The organism is Marinobacter sp. M1C, assembly GCF_023314135.1.
Classification (GTDB): domain Bacteria; phylum Pseudomonadota; class Gammaproteobacteria; order Pseudomonadales; family Oleiphilaceae; genus Marinobacter.
Genome location: NZ_CP092289.1, coordinates 711,692 through 734,746, shown reverse-complemented (window position 1 = coordinate 734,746; position 23,055 = coordinate 711,692). Strand labels below are relative to the sequence as shown.

At 53.1% G+C, this 23,055-nt stretch carries 13 protein-coding genes, 7 tRNA genes and 3 rRNA genes; all 23 read right to left on the bottom strand.

Going from position 1 to position 23,055, the window contains the following annotated elements; all coding sequences use genetic code 11:
* Nucleotides 1-10: 10 nt before the first annotated feature.
* The gene (rpsG, locus tag MIH19_RS03510; protein ID WP_007350506.1) at nt 11-481 is read right to left on the bottom strand and encodes a 30S ribosomal protein S7; all 471 of its coding nucleotides are present in this window, start codon (nt 479-481) and stop codon (nt 11-13) included.
* A 111-nt stretch (nt 482-592) separates the two neighbouring features.
* Complete coding sequence (gene rpsL / locus MIH19_RS03505; protein ID WP_018405045.1) at nt 593-967, bottom strand: 30S ribosomal protein S12; 375 nt, start codon at nt 965-967, stop codon at nt 593-595.
* Nucleotides 968-1,131: 164 nt separating this feature from the next.
* Complete coding sequence (rpoC, locus tag MIH19_RS03500) at nt 1,132-5,346, bottom strand: DNA-directed RNA polymerase subunit beta' (protein WP_249007578.1); 4,215 nt, start codon at nt 5,344-5,346, stop codon at nt 1,132-1,134.
* A gap of 76 nt (nt 5,347-5,422) precedes the next feature.
* On the bottom strand, nt 5,423-9,499 hold the full coding sequence (rpoB, locus tag MIH19_RS03495) for a DNA-directed RNA polymerase subunit beta (RefSeq protein WP_249007577.1): 4,077 nt from the start codon (nt 9,497-9,499) through the stop codon (nt 5,423-5,425).
* A 240-nt stretch (nt 9,500-9,739) separates the two neighbouring features.
* The gene (gene rplL, locus MIH19_RS03490) at nt 9,740-10,111 is read right to left on the bottom strand and encodes a 50S ribosomal protein L7/L12 (protein ID WP_007350510.1); all 372 of its coding nucleotides are present in this window, start codon (nt 10,109-10,111) and stop codon (nt 9,740-9,742) included.
* Nucleotides 10,112-10,150: 39 nt separating this feature from the next.
* Entirely contained in the window at nt 10,151-10,681 is a 531-nt protein-coding gene (gene rplJ, locus MIH19_RS03485) for a 50S ribosomal protein L10 (RefSeq protein WP_249007576.1), read from the bottom strand.
* Nucleotides 10,682-10,949: 268 nt separating this feature from the next.
* Nucleotides 10,950-11,648, bottom strand: coding sequence for a 50S ribosomal protein L1 (gene rplA / locus MIH19_RS03480; RefSeq protein ID WP_249007575.1), 699 nt, complete (start codon nt 11,646-11,648; stop codon nt 10,950-10,952).
* A 1-nt stretch (nt 11,649) separates the two neighbouring features.
* The gene (gene rplK, locus MIH19_RS03475; protein WP_249007574.1) at nt 11,650-12,081 is read right to left on the bottom strand and encodes a 50S ribosomal protein L11; all 432 of its coding nucleotides are present in this window, start codon (nt 12,079-12,081) and stop codon (nt 11,650-11,652) included.
* A gap of 102 nt (nt 12,082-12,183) precedes the next feature.
* A complete protein-coding gene (gene nusG, locus MIH19_RS03470) occupies nt 12,184-12,717 on the bottom strand; it encodes a transcription termination/antitermination protein NusG (protein WP_007350514.1) in 534 nt (177 codons plus the stop codon).
* Nucleotides 12,718-12,729: 12 nt separating this feature from the next.
* Nucleotides 12,730-13,098: a preprotein translocase subunit SecE gene (gene secE, locus MIH19_RS03465; protein WP_098419658.1), complete on the bottom strand. Its 369-nt coding sequence runs from the start codon at nt 13,096-13,098 to the stop codon at nt 12,730-12,732.
* Nucleotides 13,099-13,131: 33 nt separating this feature from the next.
* Nucleotides 13,132-13,207, bottom strand: a tRNA-Trp gene (locus tag MIH19_RS03460).
* Nucleotides 13,208-13,259: 52 nt separating this feature from the next.
* The gene (gene tuf / locus MIH19_RS03455; RefSeq protein WP_249007573.1) at nt 13,260-14,456 is read right to left on the bottom strand and encodes an elongation factor Tu; all 1,197 of its coding nucleotides are present in this window, start codon (nt 14,454-14,456) and stop codon (nt 13,260-13,262) included.
* A 49-nt stretch (nt 14,457-14,505) separates the two neighbouring features.
* Nucleotides 14,506-14,581 (bottom strand) — tRNA-Thr (locus MIH19_RS03450).
* A gap of 13 nt (nt 14,582-14,594) precedes the next feature.
* A tRNA-Gly gene (locus tag MIH19_RS03445) sits at nt 14,595-14,669 on the bottom strand.
* 9 nt (nt 14,670-14,678) lie between these two features.
* Nucleotides 14,679-14,762, bottom strand: a tRNA-Tyr gene (locus MIH19_RS03440).
* A 39-nt stretch (nt 14,763-14,801) separates the two neighbouring features.
* A tRNA-Thr gene (locus MIH19_RS03435) sits at nt 14,802-14,877 on the bottom strand.
* A 255-nt stretch (nt 14,878-15,132) separates the two neighbouring features.
* Nucleotides 15,133-15,876 carry a type III pantothenate kinase gene (locus MIH19_RS03430; RefSeq protein ID WP_249007572.1) on the bottom strand — a complete coding sequence of 248 codons (744 nt, stop codon included), beginning with the start codon at nt 15,874-15,876 and terminating at the stop codon, nt 15,133-15,135.
* Complete coding sequence (locus MIH19_RS03425; protein WP_249007571.1) at nt 15,873-16,838, bottom strand: biotin--[acetyl-CoA-carboxylase] ligase; 966 nt, start codon at nt 16,836-16,838, stop codon at nt 15,873-15,875. The genes MIH19_RS03430 and MIH19_RS03425 overlap by 4 nt, the downstream gene beginning before the upstream one ends.
* Before the next feature lie 218 nt (nt 16,839-17,056).
* Nucleotides 17,057-17,170: ribosomal RNA gene (gene rrf, locus MIH19_RS03420) — 5S ribosomal RNA — on the bottom strand.
* A 99-nt stretch (nt 17,171-17,269) separates the two neighbouring features.
* Nucleotides 17,270-20,162 (bottom strand): 23S ribosomal RNA (locus tag MIH19_RS03415).
* A gap of 353 nt (nt 20,163-20,515) precedes the next feature.
* A tRNA-Ala gene (locus MIH19_RS03410) sits at nt 20,516-20,591 on the bottom strand.
* A 128-nt stretch (nt 20,592-20,719) separates the two neighbouring features.
* Nucleotides 20,720-20,796, bottom strand: a tRNA-Ile gene (locus tag MIH19_RS03405).
* 227 nt (nt 20,797-21,023) lie between these two features.
* A 16S ribosomal RNA gene (locus tag MIH19_RS03400) occupies nt 21,024-22,574 on the bottom strand.
* Together the 16S, 23S and 5S rRNA genes with 2 tRNA genes alongside form the textbook arrangement of a ribosomal RNA operon.
* Nucleotides 22,575-23,055 lie beyond the last annotated feature (481 nt).

Genomic DNA, 23,055 nt, shown 5'->3' with positions numbered 1-23,055 from the left:
CCTCGGCTGTTTAGAAACGGAAGTGAGAGAACGCCTTGTTGGCTTCTGCCATGCGGTGAACATCTTCCCGCTTCTTGACGGCGGCACCCTTACTCTCTACAGCATCGAGGATTTCCCCGGCCAGGCGCTGCGCCATGGATTTCTCACCGCGCTTTCGTGAAAAGTCAACGAGCCAACGCATAGCCAGCGCGTGCTGACGGGAAGGCCGTACTTCGACCGGCACCTGGTAGGTAGCACCACCCACACGACGAGACTTAACCTCTACCATCGGCTGAATGTTCTCCAGTGCCTTTTCGAACATGTCGATCGGCTCTTCTTTGGATTTTTCGGCAACAATAGTGAGCGCGCCATAAACAATGCGCTCTGCTACGCCTTTTTTACCGCTTTCCATCACGTGGTTGATGAATTTGGCAAGACGTGCACTGCCGAACTTAGGATCTGGGATGATTTCCCGCTTTGCTGCAATTCTTCTTCTAGGCATCGATAAGCCCTTAATGTCAAAAGGTCTTCAGGAACCCCTGAGATAGCATTAGCTACTCAGCCTTACTCTCATCGTTCTAACAAGCAACGACAAAAGACACCCGATCTAAAATCAGGATTTGGGTCGTTTTGTACCGTACTTGGAGCGGCCCTGCTTACGGTTCTGTACACCTTGGGTGTCCAGTGTTCCGCGAACAGTGTGATAGCGCACACCCGGAAGGTCTTTTACTCGACCACCCCGGATTAGCACAACACTGTGCTCCTGAAGGTTGTGACCTTCACCACCAATGTAAGAGGAAACCTCGAAGCCGTTAGTAAGACGAACACGACACACTTTACGCAGTGCTGAGTTCGGCTTCTTTGGCGTTGTGGTATACACACGAGTGCACACACCACGGCGCTGAGGACATGCCTGAAGAGCAGGAACATCGCTCTTGGCTACCTTGCGCTTACGAGGCTTACGCACCAACTGATTAATCGTTGCCATGTAAGCAAACTCCAAAAAACCGTATAAATGAAATCTACCCCCAATGAAGGGGGTAAAATTTAGGGGACGCAAGTTTAAGCCTACGCCCCCGGACAGTCAAGATGACTGTTCTCTTTTTAACCACCCAGGTGTGAGTAACTACCCCTAGGTGGCCGCCGTTTAACTCAGCCTTCGCGGTTGAGTTCGGCGCTCAGTGCTTCTTCAACATCGGCCGCAGTCACGCCCTGCTGTTCCAGTTCGCGCTTGCGACGACGTGCAGCGTGATACGCCAGACCGGTACCCGCAGGTATCAGTCGACCAACTACCACGTTTTCTTTCAGGCCGCGCAGGTAGTCACGTTTGCCGGTTACTGCACCTTCGGTGAGTACCCGCGTGGTTTCCTGGAACGAAGCCGCGGAAATAAACGATTCGGTTGCCAGCGACGCTTTGGTAATACCCAACAACAGACGTTCGAACCTTGCCGGCTCTTTGTCGGCGACATTGGCCGCTTCGTTGGCTTCCAGTACCCGGTTGATTTCGACAGAATCGCCGGAAATCATCTGGGTATCGCCCGGATCGGTGATTTCAACTTTGCGCAGCATCTGACGCACAATAACTTCGATGTGCTTGTCGTTGATAACCACGCCCTGCAGACGGTAGACGTCCTGGATTTCGTTGGTAATGTACCTTGCCAACTCAACAACACCCAACAGACGCAAAATATCGTGCGGGTTCGACGGGCCGTCCGAAATTACCTCACCCTTTTCAACCGTTTCGCCTTCAAACACGTTCATCTGACGGTGCTTGGGAATCAGCACTTCATAAACATCGGCGTCACGCGGAGTGATCACCAGGCGCTTCTTGCCTTTGGTTTCCTTGCCAAAAGACACGGTACCGCTGACTTCCGCAAGAATCGACGACTCTTTCGGGCGACGAGCCTCAAACAGATCGGCAACCCGCGGCAGACCACCGGTGATGTCACGGGTCTTCGAACTTTCCTGGGGAATACGTGCAACCACGTCACCCAGCTCGATGCGAGCGCTGTTCGCCATAGTCACCAAAGCGTTGGCGGGCAGGAAGAAGATCGCCGCGCCTCCCGTCGGCAAATCAACATCGTTGCCGGCCTCATCCAACATCTGGATAGCAGGACGAATGTCCTTACCAGCGGCCGGGCGCTCTTTCGGATCGATAACTTCCATCGTCGACAGGCCGGTAAGATCGTCGGTCTGGGTGCGCACGGTAATGCCCTGATCCATGTTGACGAACTTGGCTGTACCTTCGGCTTCGGCAATGATCGGGTGAGTGTGCGGATCCCATTTTGCCACAACTACGCCAGCTTCAATCACGTCGCCGGTTTTCACCGACAGTACGGCGCCGTAAGGCAGCTTGTACCACTCGCGTTCACGACCCTGTTCATCGGCGATCGCCAACGCTGAAGAGCGAGAGATAACAACTAGCGAACCGTTGCTCTTTTCCAACGACTTCAAGTTGTGCAAGCGAACAATACCACCGTGCTTGACCTGAATATTGTCTACCGCAGACGCCCGACTTGCCGCACCACCAATGTGGAAGGTACGCATGGTCAGCTGGGTACCTGGCTCACCAATAGACTGGGCTGCAATAACGCCGACAGCTTCGCCCACGTTAACCTGATGACCACGCGCCAGATCACGTCCGTAGCACTTGGAGCAGATGCCGTGTCGGGTATTACAGGTAATCGCAGAGCGCACCCATACTTCGTCGACACCAGCGCCTTCAATCGCTTCGATGGCTTTTTCGTCCAACAAAGTGCCGGCCATAATAATAGCGTTGTCTTTGTCGGTCGGAGTAAACGCATCACGTGCCGTTACCCGGCCCAGTACCCGCGCACCCAAAGGCACAACAACGTCGCCGCCTTCGATGTGCGGTATCATCAGCAGACCTTCGGTGGTTCCGCAATCGACTTCGGTCACCACCAAATCTTGAGACACATCCACCAGGCGACGGGTCAGATAACCGGAGTTCGCGGTCTTCAGAGCGGTGTCTGCCAAGCCTTTACGAGCACCGTGGGTGGAAATAAAGTACTGCAGTACGTTAAGACCTTCACGGAAGTTGGCGGTAATCGGCGTTTCGATGATCGAGCCATCTGGCTTGGCCATCAAACCACGCATACCAGCCAGCTGACGAATCTGCGCCGCGGAACCCCGGGCGCCGGAATCGGCCATCATGTACACGGAGTTGAAAGACTCCTGCATGACCGGCTCACCGTTCTCATCCATCAACGGCTTGCCATCAGGCCCCATAACCGCTTCTTTGGACAGACGCTCCATCATGGCCTTAGAGACCTTGTCGTTGGCGCGTGACCAGATGTCGATAACCTTGTTGTACTTTTCGCCCTGAGTCAGCAGACCGGACGCGTACTGGTTCTCAATATCTTTTACTTCTTGTGTCGCAGCATCCACCAACTGGTACTTCTCTGGCGGGATTTCGAAGTCATTAAAGCCAATCGAAATGCCGGATACGGTGGCGTACTGATAACCGGTGTACATCAACTGGTCAGCGAAAATAACCGTTTCTTTCAGACCCGCATCGCGGTAACAGATGTTGATCAGGTTAGAGATCGCTTTCTTGACCATCGGCTTGTTGATCAGGCTGTAAGACAGACCATCGGGCACAATGTCAAACAACAGCGCACGACCCACCGTGGTTTCCACGATGTTATAACTCTCGCTGCGGCTGCCGTCTTCGGCGATCGCCACTTCCCTTACCCGGACTTTAACGGTGGCTTGCAGGTGTACTTTGCCCGCGCCGTAAGCGCGATGTACTTCTTTAACATCGGCAAACACCATGCCTTGGCCCAGCGCGTTTTTACGCTCGCGGGTCATGTAATACAAACCCAGCACTACGTCTTGCGACGGCACAATGATAGGTTCGCCGTTTGCCGGTGACAGCACGTTGTTGGTGGACATCATCAACGCCCGCGCTTCCAGCTGGGCTTCAATAGTCAACGGTACGTGTACCGCCATCTGGTCCCCGTCGAAGTCGGCGTTGTAAGCAGCACACACCAGCGGGTGCAGCTGGATAGCCTTGCCTTCAATCAGTACCGGCTCGAACGCCTGTATGCCCAAACGGTGCAGCGTAGGCGCACGGTTCAGCATGATCGGGTGTTCACGGATGACTTCGTCCAGAATGTCCCAGACCACACCCTCTTCGCGCTCGACCATTTTCTTGGCCGCTTTGATGGTGGTGGCCAGGCCGCGATGCTCAAGTTTGGAAAAAATAAACGGCTTGAACAATTCCAGCGCCATCTTCTTGGGTAGACCACACTGGTGCAGGCGCAAGTACGGGCCTACTACGATGACCGAACGGCCCGAGTAGTCGACTCGCTTACCCAGCAAGTTCTGACGGAAACGACCTTGCTTGCCTTTAATCATATCGGCAAGAGATTTCAGCGGACGCTTGTTAGTGCCAGTAATGGCACGCCCACGGCGTCCGTTATCCAGCAACGCGTCAACTGCTTCCTGCAACATGCGCTTTTCGTTACGCACGATAATGTCGGGAGCGTTCAGCTCCAACAGGCGCTTCAGGCGGTTGTTACGGTTGATCACCCGACGGTACAGATCGTTCAGGTCAGAGGTCGCAAAGCGACCACCGTCCAACGGTACCAAGGGGCGCAGGTCTGGCGGCAGAACCGGCAGAACAGTCATCACCATGTCGCCCGGCTTGTTACCGGAATACAGGAACGCCTCAAGAATTTTCAGACGCTTGCTGAATTTCTTGATCTTGGTTTCCGAGTTGGTCTGCGGAATTTCTTCACGCAAACGATCAACTTCTTCCTGCAGGTCGATAGCTTGCAGAAGTTCTTTGATGGCCTCGGCGCCCATGCGAGCGTCGAACTCATCACCGAATTCTTCCAGAGCTTCGAAATACTGCTCGTCGTTCAACAGCTGACCGCGCTCCAGCGTGGTCATGCCTGGTTCGATCACGATGAAGGATTCGAAATACAACACCCGCTCTATGTCGCGCAGAGTCATGTCCAGCATCAGACCAATGCGTGACGGCAGCGACTTAAGAAACCAGATGTGAGCTACCGGGCTGGCCAGCTCGATGTGACCCATGCGATCACGGCGGACGCTGGCCAAAGCCACTTCCACGCCGCACTTTTCGCAAATGACACCGCGGTGCTTCAAGCGCTTGTACTTTCCGCACAGGCACTCATAGTCTTTGATTGGACCAAAAATTTTGGCGCAGAACAAACCGTCACGCTCTGGTTTGAACGTGCGGTAGTTGATCGTTTCAGGCTTTTTCACTTCACCGAAGGACCAGGAACGGATCATGTCAGGTGATGCCAAACCAATACGGATGGCGTCAAATTCTTTGCTCTGATTCTGGCTCTTGAGAAGATTCAATAAATCTTTCATCAGTAAAAGCTCCGGATGGCGTTAATCTCGGGCGGGCACCGTTGGTGCCCGCTCACGCTGCCAAAAACAATTCGGCTCAATCGGATTCTAGCTCGATGTCGATACCCAACGAGCGAATTTCTTTGACAAGAACGTTGAAGGATTCGGGCATGCCCGGCTCCATACGATGATCGCCATCAACAATGTTCTTGTACATTCTGGTCCGACCGTTTACATCATCAGACTTGACGGTAAGCATTTCCTGCAGTGTATACGCTGCACCGTAGGCTTCCAGAGCCCACACTTCCATCTCGCCGAAGCGCTGACCACCGAACTGCGCCTTACCACCCAGCGGCTGCTGGGTCACCAGGCTGTACGAGCCAGTGGAACGAGCGTGCATCTTGTCGTCGATCAAGTGGTTCAGCTTGAGGATATACATATACCCTACTGTGATCGGACGATCGAAGGCATCACCGGTACGACCATCGAACAGTTGGGTCTGACCGGTTGTGCTAAGGCCTGCCAGCTCGAGCATGTGTTTGACTTCAGCTTCTTGAGCGCCGTCGAACACCGGCGTAGCCATGGGCACACCACCGCGAAGATTGTTACACAGGTCGAGAATCTCCCGATCGTTCAGGGAATCCAAATCTGCCTGTGTCACTTCGGCCGAATGGTTGTAAATCTCATCCAGCAACTTACGAAGCTCAGCAACCTTGCGCTGTTCGTCCAGCATACGACTGATACGTTCGCCCAAGCCTTTAGCTGCGGCACCCAAATGGGTTTCCAGAACCTGGCCGACGTTCATGCGCGAAGGCACACCCAGAGGGTTCAAAACGATATCAACGGTGTTGCCGAACTCGTCATACGGCATATCTTCAATCGGCTTAACCGCCGAAATTACACCCTTGTTACCGTGACGACCCGCCATCTTGTCACCTGGCTGGATGCTGCGTTTGATAGCCAAGTACACCTTGACGATTTTCTGAACGCCCGGCGCCAGATCATCACCCTGCTGCAACTTACCTTTCTTGTCGTCAAAACGCGCTTCGTGATCTTTCTTGCGCTCTTCCAGACCCTGCTCAGATTTCTCCAGCAGCTCATTCAAATCGTCGCCTTTCATGCGCAATTTAAACCATTCCGGACGCGGCAAATTCAACAGATAATCCGCTTCCAGCTTGCTGCCTTTTTTCAGGCCTGGGCTACTGATCACTTCCTGGCCCTCAAGGGCGTTCAGCAAACGCTCGTAGGTGGCACCTTCAACAATGCGATACTCGTCCTTCAAATCTTTGCGGTACTTGTCCAGCTGCTGCTTTTCAATCACTTGCGCACGCTGGTCCTTTTCGATGCCGTCACGGGTAAATACCTGAACATCGATAATCGTACCACGGGTGCCTGTCGGCACACGGGAGGAGGTGTCTTTTACATCAGACGCCTTCTCACCGAAGATAGCCCTTAGCAGCTTTTCCTCCGGCGTCAACTGGGTTTCACCTTTCGGTGTTACCTTGCCGACCAGAATATCTCCGGCGCTGACTTCCGCACCAATATAAACAATACCGGACTCATCCAGCTTGGACAGCGCGCTCTCACCCACGTTCGGGATGTCGGCGGTAATTTCCTCGCTACCCAGCTTGGTATCCCGCGCCACACAGGTCAGTTCCTGAATATGGATCGTGGTCAGGCGATCTTCCTGCACCACTTTTTCAGAGATAAGGATGGAATCCTCAAAGTTGTAACCGTTCCAGGGCATGAATGCGATACGCATGTTCTGGCCCAGCGCCAACTCACCAAGATCTACTGATGGACCGTCGGCCAGTATGTCACCACGAGCAATGACGTCGCCCCGGCGCACGATCGAGCGCTGGTTAATACAGGTGTTCTGGTTCGAGCGGGTGTATTTGGTGAGGTTATAGATATCCACACCAGCGTCACCAGCTTCAGTCTCTTCGTTGTTCACGCGCACTACAATACGTGCTGCGTCAACACTTTCAATTTCACCGCCACGACGAGCGGTTACGCACACGCCAGAATCCTGGGCCACGATACGCTCAACACCAGTACCCACCAAAGGCACTTGTGCGCGCAGCGTAGGTACGGCTTGGCGCTGCATGTTCGCACCCATCAGAGCGCGGTTAGCATCATCGTGCTCGAGGAACGGAATCAGCGATGCGGCTACGGAAACAACCTGACGCGGTGACACGTCCATGAAGTTAACCGCTTCCGGTGGCATAACCGTGGTTTCGTTTTGGTGACGAACCGTCACCAGCTCCTCAACCAGACGATTACCGTCGTCCATTTCTGCGCTGGCCTGGGCGATAACGTAGTTGCTTTCTTCAATAGCAGACAGATACACCAACTCGTCGGTAACCAGGCCATCAGCTACTTTCCGGTACGGGCTTTCTAAAAAGCCGTAGGAGTTGGCACGGGCAAAAGTCGCCAGAGAGTTGATCAGGCCGATGTTCGGGCCTTCCGGTGTTTCGATCGGGCACACGCGGCCGTAATGGGTCGGGTGTACGTCGCGAACCTCAAAGCCGGCTCGCTCACGGGTCAGACCGCCTGGCCCAAGCGCAGAAATGCGCCGCTTGTGAGTCACTTCTGACAGCGGGTTGTTCTGATCCATAAACTGGGACAGCTGGCTAGAGCCAAAGAACTCCTTCACCGCCGCCGCAACTGGCTTGGCGTTGATAAGGTCCTGAGGCATCAAGCCTTCACTTTCTGCCAGGCTCAGACGCTCACGCACGGCACGTTCTACGCGCACCAAACCAACGCGGAACTGATTTTCGGCCATCTCGCCGACACAACGCACACGTCGGTTGCCCAGGTTATCGATGTCGTCTACCTGGCCTTGGCCGTTACGGATGTCGATCAGCGTCTTAAGCACGTCGATAATATCGGCGTGGGTCAGAATGCTTTCACCGGTGCTTTCATCGCGGCGTAAACGGCGGTTCAGCTTCATACGGCCGACGGCAGACAGGTCGTAGCGCTCTTCAGAGAAGAACAAATTGTTGAACAGATTTTCCGCCGACTCTTTCGTGGGCGGCTCTCCGGGGCGCATCATCCGGTAAATTTCTACCAGCGCTTCCAGCGGTGTACGGCTAGGATCGTTGCGCAACGTGTCCGACATGAACGGACCACAATCCAGATCGTTGGTGTACAGCGTTTCAATGTCCGTAACGCCGGCGTCCAGGATGGTGGTGATCAGCTCTGCGGTCAGCTCCGCGTTACACTCAACCAGCATTTCCCCGGTTTTGGTGTCGATCATGTCTTTGGCCAAAACGCGGCCATACAGATACTCGGTCGGCACTACCAGCTCGGAGATGTTGGCTTTTTCAAGCTGCTTGATATGGCGCGCGGTAATACGACGGCCTTCTTCAGCAATCACGTTACCGTCGTTGTCTTTAATATCGAACGTTGCGATATCGCCTCGAAGACGGCTTGGAACCAGCTCGAGCTTGCACGTTTCAGCACCAATGTGGAACTTCGAGGTTTCGAAGAACATTGCCAGCATTTGCTCGGAGGTGTAACCCAGCGAGCGCAGCAGGATGGTCGCCGGCAGTTTGCGGCGACGATCGATGCGCACAAATACGGCATCTTTCGGGTCAAACTCGAAGTCTAACCAGGAGCCACGATAAGGAATCACCCGGGCTGAGTACAACAGCTTGCCGGAGGAGTGGGTCTTACCCTTGTCGTGATCAAAGAATACACCAGGTGAACGATGCAGCTGGGAAACGATAACACGCTCGGTACCATTGATAACGAAGGTACCGTTTTCAGTCATCAGGGGCATTTCGCCCATGTAGACTTCCTGTTCTTTAATGTCCTTGATCGCCTTGTTGGACGATTCACGGTCATAAATAATCAGGCGAACTTTTACGCGCAAAGGCGCGGCATAGGTGACGCCCCGAAGCTGACATTCTTTGACGTCAAAAACCGGCTCACCTATACGGTAACTCACGTATTCAAGCGCGGCATTACCAGAGTAACTGGCAATCGGGAATACGGATTTGAAGGCCGCATGAAGACCGGTTTCCCGGCGATCTTCAGCAGCGGATTCGCTTTGAAGAAAGTCCCGGAACGAGTCCAGCTGAATAGACAGCAAATAGGGGACATCCATCACGGACGGCAATTTACTAAAATCTTTGCGGATCCGCTTTTTTTCAGTGTAGGAGTAACTCATCTGCATTCCCCAGCGTTAAATCTGATACCTGGTATCAAGAAGCAACCATTGTTCTGCTTCGGGGCCGAATTGCTCGGCATATCGCGCCGTCTTGAACGTGAATCTGATTACGGCCAGGTGGCTCAAAATCAACCAAAACCCGCGATCAGACTCTATAGCATATACAACAGAAAAAGGCCGATGGCTCATAAGCCACCAGCCTGACCATGCTAGTGCATGGCGCCGATCAGAAACCGACTATTACTTAAGCTCAACAGAAGCGCCTGCTTCCTCAAGCTTCTTCTTGGCTTCTTCAGCTTCGGCTTTACTAGCGCCTTCCTTAATAGTAGAAGGAGCGCCGTCAACCATTTCCTTCGCTTCTTTCAGGCCCAAGCCTGTCAGTTCGCGAACGGCTTTGATGACGTTAACTTTCTTTTCGCCGATTCCGGTCAATACTACGTCAAACTCGGTCTGCTCTTCAACAACTTCAGCGGCAGCGGCAGCAGGTGCAGCGGCAACAGCAGCGGCAGCAGAAACGCCGAACTTTTCTTCCATTGCTTCAACCAGAGCAACAACATCCATTACGCTCATTTCAGCAATTGCGTTCAAAATCTCTTCGTGGGACAGAGCCATGACTTTCTCCGAAAAATAATAAAATGGTGTTCAACAGAATCAAGCAGCTTCTTGCTTCTGGTCGCGGACTGCCGCTACTGCACGGGTTACTTTGGTTGGAACTTCGATCAAAGTACGTGCGAGCTTGGTGATTGGTGCCTGTGTAACCGCTGCCAGCATAGTCAACGCTTCGTGACGCGTTGGTAGCTTGGCAAGGCGATCGATCTGGTCTGCGCCCATCAAAACTCCGCCAACGGCAAGACCTTTGATTTCGAACGCTTCTTTCTCTTTGGCAAAATCTTTCAACAGACGCGCAGCGGCGCCTGGATCTTCCATCGAAAAAGCCAGAATAGTCGGGCCGACCAGGGCCTCGCCGATGCACTCGAACTCTGTGCCGCGAATGGCGATCTTAGCCAGGTTGTTACGAACGACCTGGAGATGCACATTTTCAGCACGAGCTCTTGCACGCAGAGCCGTCATATCACCAGAGGTGACACCACGGTAGTCAGCCAGAACAACAGACAGAGCACCACCGGCAGTCTCGTTGACTTCAGCGACGATCGCTTTCTTGTCTTCGAGTCTAATTGCCACTGGATTTCTCCTCGATTTCGCCGGGAAAATCCCGGCAAACCCATCTATGCCCTCGAAAGCTTCTCAAAAACCTGCCACTTTCTGCAGCAGTTGCGATTAACTTTCTACGGGCTCCTAACGGTGTTTGGGTTCAGAGAACGTCTTCACACCGTCTGCGCAGGTATTGCTTTAACCCCTGTAGCGCTTTCAACAAAGCAGTTTCGGGGGCCTGCGGTCTTTGACAGCCTTGGCTTCCGCCCAGACTACAAAGCAACTACCGATCAGACGCTTAGATTTCCAAAGCGCTCTGATCGATAGTCAGGCCAGGCCCCATGGTCGAAGACAGTGTGATCTTCTTCAGATACACGCCTTTGGACGATGAAGGCTTAGCCTTTTTCAAATCTGCAATCAGAGCTTCCAGGTTTTCCTGAATGTTCTTCGCAGAGAATTCAACATTACCCAGTGGAGAATGGATAATGCCGTTTTTGTCGGTGCGGTAGCGAACCTGACCTGCTTTAGCGTTTTTCACCGCTGTGGCTACGTCTGGGGTTACGGTACCTACTTTCGGGTTTGGCATAAGGCCACGGGGGCCCAAGATCTGACCCAACTGGCCCACAACGCGCATGGCATCGGGACTGGCAATAACCACGTCAAAATCCATGATGCCTTTTTTGATTTCATCGGCCAAGTCATCCATACCAACAATGTCAGCACCGGCTTCTTTGGCTTTCTCGACGTTAGCGCCTTGTGTAAATACGGCAACGCGAACCGTTTTACCGGTACCGTGCGGCAGAACCGTACTGCTACGTACAACTTGGTCGGATTTGCGCGCATCCACACCCAGATTTACGGCAACATCTATAGACTCTTTGAACTTGACCTGTTGACCCAGCTCAACCAAAAGGGCAACCGCATCCTCCATTGAGTATGCACGGCCAGCTTCTACTTTTTCACGAATCAACGTTTGACGCTTGCTTGGCTTTGACATGTTACAGGCCCTCCACGGTCAGACCCATACTACGGGCTGTACCTGCAATGGTCCGAACCGCGGCATCCATACTGGCGGCGGTGAGATCCGGCTCTTTCATTTTCGCGATTTCTTCAAGCTGCTCGCGAGTTACCTTGCCAACTTTATCAGTGTTTGGCTTACCTGAACCACTTTTCACGCCTGCCGCTTTCAGCAGCAGTACCGGCGCGGGCGGGGTTTTGGTGATAAACGTAAAGCTGCGATCGCTGTATACGGTGATCACGGTAGGAATAGGAAGGCCCTGCTCCATATCCTGCGTTCTAGCGTTGAACGCCTTGCAGAATTCCATGATATTTACGCCGCGCTGACCCAAAGCTGGGCCAACAGGGGGGCTTGGGTTGGCCTTACCGGCAGCAACCTGTAGCTTAATGTAGGCATCAATTTTCTTCGCCATGATAACTCTCCTATGGGTTCAAACGCTTTTCAGCTCCCCGTTTGCAGACACAAAAAGCCCGCGACGCCATGGCGCGCGAGCTTTTACTTTATTGCTGCTAAATCAGTCTTTTTCTACCTGACCAAACTCCAATTCAACCGGAGTGGATCGGCCAAAGATCAACACAGCAACCTTGACACGACTCTTGTCGTAATCAACTTCCTCAACAACGCCATTAAAGTCCGCAAAGGGTCCTTCAACGACGCGAACAACTTCGCCCGGCTCAAACAACGTCTTCGGCTTAGGCTTGTCAGCGCCGCTTTCAAGGCGGCGTAAAATCGCGTCCGCTTCCTTTTCCGTTATAGGCGCAGGCTTCTCTTTCGTACCGCCAATAAATCCGAGAACACGCGGTGTATTCTTTACAAGATGCCATGTTGCGTCTTCAAGTTCCATCTGGACCAATACGTATCCTGGATAAAACTTACGTTCGCTTTTGCGCTTCTTGCCGTCGCGCATCTCGACGACTTCCTCGGTCGGAACCAGGATCTCGCCAAACTGCTCTTCCAGTCCGTTAAGAGCAACGCGCTCCTTCAGGGTGCGCATTACATGCTTTTCGAAGCCAGAATACGCATGTACCACGTACCAGCGCTTAGCCATTGCCCACTCCCGTTAACCGATAAATCCGGCGACCAACAAACTGATTAGCGAGTCCATAACCCACAACAGCAAAGCCACAACTAAAACAAACACAATCACAATAGCTGTTGTCTGTATGAGTTCCGGCCTTGTGGGCCAAACCACTTTGCGAATTTCGACACGCGCCTCTTTTAGAAGCGCGGCAAAGCGGCCACCTCGTGACGTTTGCACTGCAATAAAAGCCGCGATAGCAGCTAATACTACTAATGCAATCACACGATAAAGCAAAGACTCAGCAGCAAAATACTGATTACCAACCACGCCAACCGTGACCAGTAAAAATACTACAAGCCACTTTACAACATCTAAGCGGCTGCTTGATTGAACAGATCTTGACTCCATAGGAATCAACTTATGTATCTAGATGTTAAAAAATGGCAGGCCAGGAGGGAATCGAACCCCCAACCTGCGGTTTTGGAGACCGCTGCTCTGCCAATTGAGCTACTGGCCTGCACCGAAACAACTCAGTGCACTTTCACTCCAGTAACACCCTAACTTGGGTATTACTCGAGAATCCTGGCGACAACACCGGCGCCTACAGTACGGCCGCCTTCGCGAATTGCGAAGCGCAGGCCATCTTCCATGGCGATCGGAGCAATCAAAGTCACTTCCATCTTCACGTTATCACCTGGCATAACCATTTCTACGCCTTCTGGCAATTCGCAAGCACCGGTGACGTCGGTGGTACGGAAGTAGAACTGCGGGCGATAGCCCTTGAAGAACGGAGTATGACGGCCGCCTTCGTTCTTGCTCAGCACGTACACTTCGCACTCAAACTTGGTGTGCGGCTTCATGCTGCCTGGCTTACACAGAACCTGACCACGCTCAACGTCGTCACGCTTGGTGCCGCGCAACAGTACGCCAACGTTCTCGCCTGCACGACCTTCGTCGAGCAGTTTGCGGAACATTTCAACGCCGGTGCAAACCGTTTTGACCGTGTCTTTGAGACCCACGATTTCCACTTCTTCACCAATCTTGACAATACCACGCTCTATACGACCGGTTACAACGGTACCACGGCCAGAGATAGAGAATACGTCTTCGATAGGCATCAGGAACGGCAGATTAATCGCACGCTCAGGCTCAGGGATATAAGAATCCAGAGCTTCTACCAGCTTACGAACAGCAGTCGTGCCCATTTCGTTGTCATCACGACCTTCCAGAGCCATCAACGCAGAACCGGTGATGATCGGAGTGTCGTCAGCTGGGAAGTCGTACATTTCCAGCAGATCGCGTACTTCCATTTCTACCAATTCAAGCAGCTCTTCATCGTCAACCATGTCCGCTTTGTTCAGGAACACAACGATGTAAGGAACACCTACCTGACGTGACAGCAGGATGTGCTCGCGAGTCTGCGGCATAGGGCCGTCAGCAGCGGAGCAAACCAGGATAGCGCCGTCCATCTGCGCCGCACCGGTGATCATGTTTTTCACATAATCAGCGTGGCCCGGGCAATCTACGTGTGCGTAGTGACGGTTCGGGGAATCGTACTCAACGTGAGACGTGGCGATGGTAATACCGCGCGCACGTTCTTCCGGAGCATTGTCGATCTGGTCAAAAGCACTTGCAGTACCTGTTCCCCATACGTCATGACATACACGCGTCAGAGCAGCTGTCAGAGTGGTCTTACCATGGTCAACGTGACCAATGGTGCCCACGTTCAAGTGTGGCTTCTTACGTTCGAATTTAGATTTAGACATCTGACAAACTCCCTAATCAACCAGGACCGTAACGTTGACCGGTAAATAATGGAGCTCATGAGCGGAGTCGAACCGCTGACCTCATCCTTACCAAGGATGTGCTCTACCGACTGAGCTACATGAGCACAAGAACTAAATTGGAGCGGGCAGTGGGAATCGAACCCACATCATCAGCTTGGAAGGCTGAGGTAATAGCCATTATACGATGCCCGCGAGCAATAATGGTGGAGGGGGCAGGATTCGAACCTGCGAAGCTTTCGCGTCAGATTTACAGTCTGATCCCTTTGGCCACTCGGGAACCCCTCCGAGCTAAATCCGCTACGCGGACCTGCAAAAACTTTAAATTGGAGCTGGCGGACGGAATCGAACCCCCGACCTGCTGATTACAAGTCAGCTGCTCTACCAACTGAGCTACGCCAGCCCACACTCGCCTTAACAACGAGGCCGGTATACTACGGATTATCTTTCGGCTTTGCAACACCTTGGCGCTTATTGAAGGCAACAAAATGGACTCACCAAGAGCAACCTGCTATGACCGGACAGGCCACTCAACAACCAAGTGCAGCCTCACTCAAAAACGAGCGCGTAGCTTAGCCGAAATCACCGTGCTTTTGCCACCCTTGACAAGTGTTTCCACCAATTATTTTTAAACTCTATGTGCATTTGCGCTCCTCAACTAATCGCAGAACCGCTCGCGATGAACTTTTGCCAGGCCATCAAGCACCAGTTCCGGCTCTATCTCCCCTTGCAAACCTATGTGCTGGAGCCTTAAGGCATCGCCGCCAGTCAGCACCAGATCGCGTAGTCCATAACTCTGTATGTCTGCCAACACCCGATCTAAAAAGGCAGCGCTTAGCCAGGCCAACCCGTGATTGACGCATTCGTTGGTCGACAGCCCCGGCAGAGTCTTTAAGTTGGGCTTTGGTTCAAAACCAATACGTGCAGCATCGCTGCTCAAGCTGCGCAACATCATTTGCAAGCCAGGCAGTATGTAACCCCCTAGGTGATGGCCGTCTGCAGCCACGTAATCGACGGTTACCGCGCTGCCCGCGTCTATGACAGCAAAACCCTGCCGACGCCTCTGCCAAGCGGCGTACATGCCATGCCAACGGTCAGCACCCATCTTTGCCGGTTGCTGATAACCATTAATCAACCCACCGCGCTCACGTTCGGACCAATAACAGGTCACCGGGACAGCAAACCGCGATTCCAAAGCCGCCACAAGGTTGTGCTGGCGCTGCTCAGAGGCGACAGTTGAGACTGCCACGGACATTACCCGCTCACCTTTGGGCAAGCACAGAGCCTGCAGTGGATCTGCGTCGCTCAAAAGACCAACGCCCTGCACTAGCACCTCGGCACTTTTCTGACGGTCAAGCCGCCATTTCAGACGCGTGTTTCCGGAGTCAACCAACAGTATCACGAGGCGACTCGCAAGCTGATTTCACCGGACCGTACAGCGAACTCGCCCTCATTTGTGCGCACTATATAATTACCACTGTGATCGATACCTTGCCCAACGCCTTGTAGCTCGCCGTCACGAGCCATAAGTTGACGACTAAAAAACACATCTCGCGATTGCCAGGAACTGCGAAACCCAGCAAAGCCAACACTCTGAAATTTGTCACTAGCATCCGCAATACTAGTAATCAGCGCACTTACTAGTGCATTACGGCTCCAAGTCATTTGCGGCCGCGCAAGCACGAGACTGGTCCAGGCCTGATCAATGGCTGGTGCCGCGGTCATGTGCACATTCAGGCCGAGACCCACAATGGCGTGTACAACGCCGTCCTGAAGCTCACCCTGCAGCTCAACAAGAATGCCGCCAACCTTGGCTCCGTCAATGAAAATGTCGTTCGGCCACTTTAGCCCTACCGGCGCAGCTCCAAGGCACTCCAGTGCCTCTGCCACCGCCACGCCCAGCACCAGACTGAGACCATCGACCGCAGAAAACCCGCCGGACAACGACAACCCCATACTCAGATAGATATTCTCGCCCGCCGGACTACACCAGGGCTGGCCGCGCCGTCCACGGCCGGCTGTCTGGGTTTCGGCGGTGACAACAGGCATTGCACTCTCGCCTCTGGCCAGCATGCGCATCACTTCTGCGTTTGTTGAGTCAATTTCATCGATCACGCTTAACGCCAGCGGCCGCGAGCTAGCCGACCCGACGTTTTTCGCGATAATTTCCTGGTTCAGGAAATCCACAGGGTGTGCTAACTGATAGCCCCGGCCACGCACGGTGCGTATATCAAAACCCTCCTTCAACGCCCGCCGTACGATCTTCCATATTGCGGTGCGGCTAACGCCAAACTCCATGGCGAGTGACTGTCCGGAATGGATCTTGCCGTCATTCAAACGGGTTATCAATACCTTGGCTTTCATTCAGGGATGCCCGTGTCAATGACTAAGCGCTGGATTAAACACTAAATCCGCACGAATTCAAAGCCTATGCATGACGTTGGAATTGGCGAATCACCAGGTGGGGACCGGTTTCACTGAGGGACGGCTTTGAAATCCGTCCCTGTTTTGGGCTGGTTTCGTTTTATTCAGCCAAAAAAAAGCCCCGGCAGCGTGAGCTGTCGGGGCATTTAGCAATAAGAGTCTGACGATGACCTACTCTCACATGGACGAACCACACTACCATCGGCGCAGGCTTGTTTCACTTCTGAGTTCGGGATGGGATCAGGTGGTACCAAGCCGCTATAGTCGTCAGACAAAACGGTTGATCACTGGGGGATGAGATAGAACGCTGGCTTTTTAGGGCCGTGATACGATTTTTTCGTTGCGATATCCGCAATTGTCTTGGGTGTTATATAGTCAAGCCGCACGAGCAATTAGTATCGGTTAGCTCAACGCCTCGCAGCGCTTACACACCCGACCTATCAACGTCCTGGTCTTGAACGGCTCTTCAGGGGCCTCTAGGGCCCAGGGAGATCTCATCTTGGAAGGGGCTTCCCGCTTAGATGCTTTCAGCGGTTATCCTATCCGAACATAGCTACCGGGCAATGCCACTGGCGTGACAACCCGAACACCAGAGGTTCGTCCACTCCGGTCCTCTCGTACTAGGAGCAGCTTTCCTCAAATCTCCAACGTCCACGGCAGATAGGGACCGAACTGTCTCACGACGTTCTAAACCCAGCTCGCGTACCACTTTAAATGGCGAACAGCCATACCCTTGGGACCGGCTTCAGCCCCAGGATGTGATGAGCCGACATCGAGGTGCCAAACACCGCCGTCGATGTGAACTCTTGGGCGGTATCAGCCTGTTATCCCCGGAGTACCTTTTATCCGTTGAGCGATGGCCCTTCCATACAGAACCACCGGATCACTATGACCTACTTTCGTACCTGCTCGACGTGTCTGTCTCGCAGTCAAGCGGGCTTGTGCCATTACACTAACCGTACGATGTCCGACCGTACTTAGCCCACCTTTGTGCTCCTCCGTTACGCTTTAGGAGGAGACCGCCCCAGTCAAACTACCCACCACACAGTGTCCTCATCCCCGATAAGGGGACAGAGTTAGAACCTCAAACATGCCAGGCTGGTATTTCAAGGTTGGCTCCACGCAAACTGGCGTTCACGCTTCAATGCCTCCCAGCTATCCTACACAAACATGTTCAAAGTTCACTGTGAAGCTATAGTAAAGGTTCACGGGGTCTTTCCGTCTAGCCGCGGATACACCGCATCTTCACGGCGATTTCAATTTCACTGAGTCTCGGGTAGAGACAGCGCCCCCATCGTTACGCCATTCGTGCAGGTCGGAACTTACCCGACAAGGAATTTCGCTACCTTAGGACCGTTATAGTTACGGCCGCCGTTTACCGGGGCTTCGATCAAGAGCTTCTCCCTAAGGATAACCCCATCAATTAACCTTCCGGCACCGGGCAGGCGTCACACCGTATACGTCCACTTTCGTGTTTGCACAGTGCTGTGTTTTTAATAAACAGTCGCAGGGGCCTGGTATCTTCGACTGGCTTCTGCTCAACCCGCGAGGGGTGTCACATACCACCAGCGTGCCTTCTCCCGAAGTTACGGCACCATTTTGCCTAGTTCCTTTACCCGAGTTCTCTCAAGCGCCTTGGTATTCTCTACCTGACCACCTGTGTCGGTTTGGGGTACGGTCTCAAATCACCTGAAGCTTAGAAGATTTTCCTGGAAGCATGGCATCAATAACTTCCCGCCACATGGGCAGTCGTCATCACGTCTCAGAATTGAGGACCCGGATTTGCCTAAGTCCCCTCCCTACACGCTTAAACCGGGACGACCGTCGCCCGGCTTACCTAGCCTTCTCCGTCTCTCCATCGCAGTGATTCAAGGTACGGGAATATTAACCCGTCTCCCATCGATTACACCTTTCGGTCTCACCTTAGGGGCCGACTCACCCTGCGCCGATTAGCGTTGCGCAGGAACCCTTGGTCTTCCGGCGTGCGAGTTTTTCACTCGCATTGTCGTTACTCATGTCAGCATTCGCACTTCTGATACCTCCAGCAAGCTTCTCAACTCACCTTCGCAGGCTTACAGAACGCTCCCCTACCCCGCATACACAGTATGCAGCCGCAGCTTCGGTATCCAGTTTGAGCCCCGTTACATCTTCCGCGCAGGCCGACTCGACTAGTGAGCTATTACGCTTTCTTTAAAGGATGGCTGCTTCTAAGCCAACCTCCTAGCTGTCTGAGCCTTCCCACATCGTTTCCCACTTAACTGGAATTTTGGGACCTTAGCTGGCGGTCTGGGTTGTTTCCCTCTTCACGACGGACGTTAGCACCCGCCGTGTGTCTCCCGGATAGTACTCACAGGTATTCGGAGTTTGCATCGGGTTGGTAAGTCGGGATGACCCCCTAGCCGAGACAGTGCTCTACCCCCTGTGGTATTCGTCCGAGGCGCTACCTAAATAGCTTTCGGGGAGAACCAGCTATCTCCGGGCTTGATTAGCCTTTCACTCCGATCCACAAGTCATCCCCTGGCTTTTCAACGACAGTGGGTTCGGTCCTCCAGTTGATGTTACTCAACCTTCAACCTGCTCATGGATAGATCGCCCGGTTTCGGGTCTATGCCCAGCGACTAATTCGCCCTATTCAGACTCGGTTTCCCTACGGCTCCCCTAAACGGTTAACCTCGCCACTGAACATAAGTCGCTGACCCATTATACAAAAGGTACGCCGTCACAGAACAAGTCTGCTCCGACTGCTTGTACGCATACGGTTTCAGGATCTATTTCACTCCCCTCACAGGGGTTCTTTTCGCCTTTCCCTCACGGTACTGGTTCACTATCGGTCAGTCAGGAGTATTTAGCCTTGGAGGATGGTCCCCCCATGTTCAGACAAGGTTTCTCGTGCCCCGTCCTACTCGATTTCACTAGACTCAGGTTTCGGATACAGGGCTATCACCCACTATGGCGGCACTTTCCAGAGCCTTCTCCTACCAGTTGTCTAGCTTAAGGGCTAGTCCCCGTTCGCTCGCCGCTACTTAGGGAATCTCGGTTGATTTCTTTTCCTCGGGGTACTTAGATGTTTCAGTTCTCCCGGTTCGCCTCTTACACCTATGTATTCAGTGTAAGATACCCGACCTAGATCGGGTGGGTTTCCCCATTCAGAAATGTCCGGATCACAGCTCGTTTGCCAGCTCCCCGAACCTTATCGCAGGCTTCCACGTCTTTCATCGCCTCTGACTGCCTAGGCATCCACCGTATGCGCTTAGTTGCTTGACTATATAACCCCAAGACAACTGACTCTAACGCCCACAGATCACGGCCAGCTAACCGAAGTTAGACAGCGTGTTCCAGGAACACTAGAGATAGTCACTCGAAGTCATACACAACCACTTCAACGACAACACCGGATAACGCTTGAAAAAATCGTTATCACTTGAACACTTCCCTCAAAGACCGTAGAGGAAAGCATTCGTGTTCTATCTCATCCAATTTGTTAAAGAGCAAATCTGACCCAGTGATCAGAAAGAAGGCCTTCAGACTTAGCGGACGCTAAACTGAAACACTTTTTTCTGTACACTGACCGAAGTCAGGCATTCAGGGTAACCAAGTAACTCGTCATGTCTGTATAATGGTGGAGCTAAGCAGGATCGAACTGCTGACCTCCTGCGTGCAAGGCAGGCGCTCTCCCAGCTGAGCTATAGCCCCATTTTGGTGCTATTCCGATGGACCTCATCAGCTGAGGCTTACTCGGAAAATTGGGTTAACCTAGGCATCGTCGGGCGTGGCGTGCGAGTGGCACGTGAGTCCGGCGATAACGACGGGTAACACAATTTTGGTGGGTCTGGGTGGAGTTGAACCACCGACCTCACCCTTATCAGGGGTGCGCTCTAACCAACTGAGCTACAGACCCGGTTTTGCTTGTCTTCGAAGCGCCTGGTCTGCGTTGCAATCCTCGTTCAGTTGGTCACGTACTACAGTACGCTTCCGCCTTCGCTCAGCTTGCGCCTTGCCAATCGATTCGAATCCGGCGCCAAACCCCTGAGGGTTAAAACCGTCGGGCCTGAAAGACCCTTTGCTCTCTTTAATCAATCAACCAAGTAATTCGTGTGGACTCTGACCGAAGCGTTCGGCATCGTTTAAGGAGGTGATCCAGCCCCAGGTTCCCCTAGGGCTACCTTGTTACGACTTCACCCCAGTCATGAACCACACCGTGGTAATCGTCCTCCCGAAGGTTAGACTAACTACTTCTGGTGCAATCCACTCCCATGGTGTGACGGGCGGTGTGTACAAGGCCCGGGAACGTATTCACCGTGACATTCTGATTCACGATTACTAGCGATTCCGACTTCACGGAGTCGAGTTGCAGACTCCGATCCGGACTACGACGCGTTTTGTGAGATTGGCTCCCCCTCGCGGGTTTGCAGCCCTCTGTGCGCGCCATTGTAGCACGTGTGTAGCCCTGGCCGTAAGGGCCATGATGACCTGACGTCATCCCCACCTTCCTCCGGTTTGTCACCGGCAGTCTCCCTAGAGTTCTCAGCATTACCTGCTAGCAACTAGGGATAGGGGTTGCGCTCGTTACGGGACTTAACCCAACATCTCACGACACGAGCTGACGACGGCCATGCAGCACCTGTGTCAGAGTTCCCGAAGGCACCGATCCATCTCTGGAACGTTCTCTGCATGTCAAGGCCAGGTAAGGTTCTTCGCGTTGCGTCGAATTAAACCACATGCTCCACCGCTTGTGCGGGCCCCCGTCAATTCATTTGAGTTTTAACCTTGCGGCCGTACTCCCCAGGCGGTCAACTTAGTGCGTTAGCTGCGCCACTAAGGATTCAAGATCCCCAACGGCTAGTTGACATCGTTTACGGCGTGGACTACCAGGGTATCTAATCCTGTTTGCTCCCCACGCTTTCGCACCTCAGTGTCAGTGTTGGTCCAGGTAGCCGCCTTCGCCACTGGTGTTCCTTCCTATATCTACGCATTTCACCGCTACACAGGAAATTCCACTACCCTCTACCACACTCTAGCCATGCAGTTCGAAGTGCCGTTCCCAGGTTGAGCCCGGGGCTTTCACATCTCGCTTACATAACCACCTACGCGCGCTTTACGCCCAGTAATTCCGATTAACGCTTGCACCCTCCGTATTACCGCGGCTGCTGGCACGGAGTTAGCCGGTGCTTCTTCTGCGAGTGACGTCAATCCTCAAGAGTATTAATCTTAAGGCCTTCCTCCTCGCTGAAAGTGCTTTACAACCCGAAAGCCTTCTTCACACACGCGGCATGGCTGGATCAGGCTTGCGCCCATTGTCCAATATTCCCCACTGCTGCCTCCCGTAGGAGTTCGGGCCGTGTCTCAGTCCCGATGTGGCTGATCATCCTCTCAGACCAGCTACGGATCGTTGCCTTGGTAGGCCATTACCCCACCAACAAGCTAATCCGACTTAGGCTCATCTAATAGCGCAAGGTCCTCTCCGAAGAGCGGATCCCCTGCTTTCCCCCGTAGGGCGTATGCGGTATTAATCCGAGTTTCCCCGGGCTATCCCCCACTACTAGGCAGATTCCTAAGCATTACTCACCCGTCCGCCGCTCGACGCCTGGTAGCAAGCTACCATCGTTTCCGCTCGACTTGCATGTGTTAAGCCTGCCGCCAGCGTTCAATCTGAGCCATGATCAAACTCTTCAGTTTAAATCATACAAGATCCGAAGATCTTCAATCTGCTCAAGTACAAAAACTCAATTCTTGACGAGTCGTTGACTTGGTATTTCTTACCGAAATACTCCAGTCAGCGCCCACACGAATTACTTGGTTAATTTTTTAAAGAGCGTTTGAGCCGTGGCTCAATCAGGAGGCGAATTATACATCGTTTCGCTGCCCTGTCAACCGTTTATTTCGAGAAGCGTTAGAAGCATTTCCTTCCAAACCCCCCAACCTAACCGGCTGGTACTGCTTGATTCGAGAGGCGCATTCTACAGCGTATCCGAACCGTGTCAACCGTTTTCGCGTTCAAAGTTTAAATCACATTCCCTAAACTTTTCAACGTCTTACCAAACAGTTTCCGCTCAATTCCTGCCCCTCTATTCCGGGCTGTCCCTCAAGCGAGATGCGCATTCTACAGACTTCTCGGAACAGGTCAACGGGGAAAGTGAAAAAAGTTCAAATCCCCGTC

What these genes read in the sequence shown, in the direction of transcription:
- rpsL (WP_018405045.1), bottom strand. Translation starts at nt 967, where the DNA reads ATGGCAACGATTAATCAGTTGGTGCGTAAGCCTCGTAAGCGCAAGGTA.
- secE (WP_098419658.1), bottom strand. Translation starts at nt 13,098, where the DNA reads ATGGAGTCAAGATCTGTTCAATCAAGCAGCCGCTTAGATGTTGTAAAG.
- nusG (WP_007350514.1), bottom strand. Translation starts at nt 12,717, where the DNA reads ATGGCTAAGCGCTGGTACGTGGTACATGCGTATTCTGGCTTCGAAAAG.
- rpoC (WP_249007578.1), bottom strand. Translation starts at nt 5,346, where the DNA reads ATGAAAGATTTATTGAATCTTCTCAAGAGCCAGAATCAGAGCAAAGAA.
- tuf (WP_249007573.1), bottom strand. Translation starts at nt 14,456, where the DNA reads ATGTCTAAATCTAAATTCGAACGTAAGAAGCCACACTTGAACGTGGGC.
- rpsG (WP_007350506.1), bottom strand. Translation starts at nt 481, where the DNA reads ATGCCTAGAAGAAGAATTGCAGCAAAGCGGGAAATCATCCCAGATCCT.
- MIH19_RS03425 (WP_249007571.1), bottom strand. Translation starts at nt 16,838, where the DNA reads ATGAAAGCCAAGGTATTGATAACCCGTTTGAATGACGGCAAGATCCAT.
- rplA (WP_249007575.1), bottom strand. Translation starts at nt 11,648, where the DNA reads ATGTCAAAGCCAAGCAAGCGTCAAACGTTGATTCGTGAAAAAGTAGAA.
- rplL (WP_007350510.1), bottom strand. Translation starts at nt 10,111, where the DNA reads ATGGCTCTGTCCCACGAAGAGATTTTGAACGCAATTGCTGAAATGAGC.
- rpoB (WP_249007577.1), bottom strand. Translation starts at nt 9,499, where the DNA reads ATGAGTTACTCCTACACTGAAAAAAAGCGGATCCGCAAAGATTTTAGT.
- rplK (WP_249007574.1), bottom strand. Translation starts at nt 12,081, where the DNA reads ATGGCGAAGAAAATTGATGCCTACATTAAGCTACAGGTTGCTGCCGGT.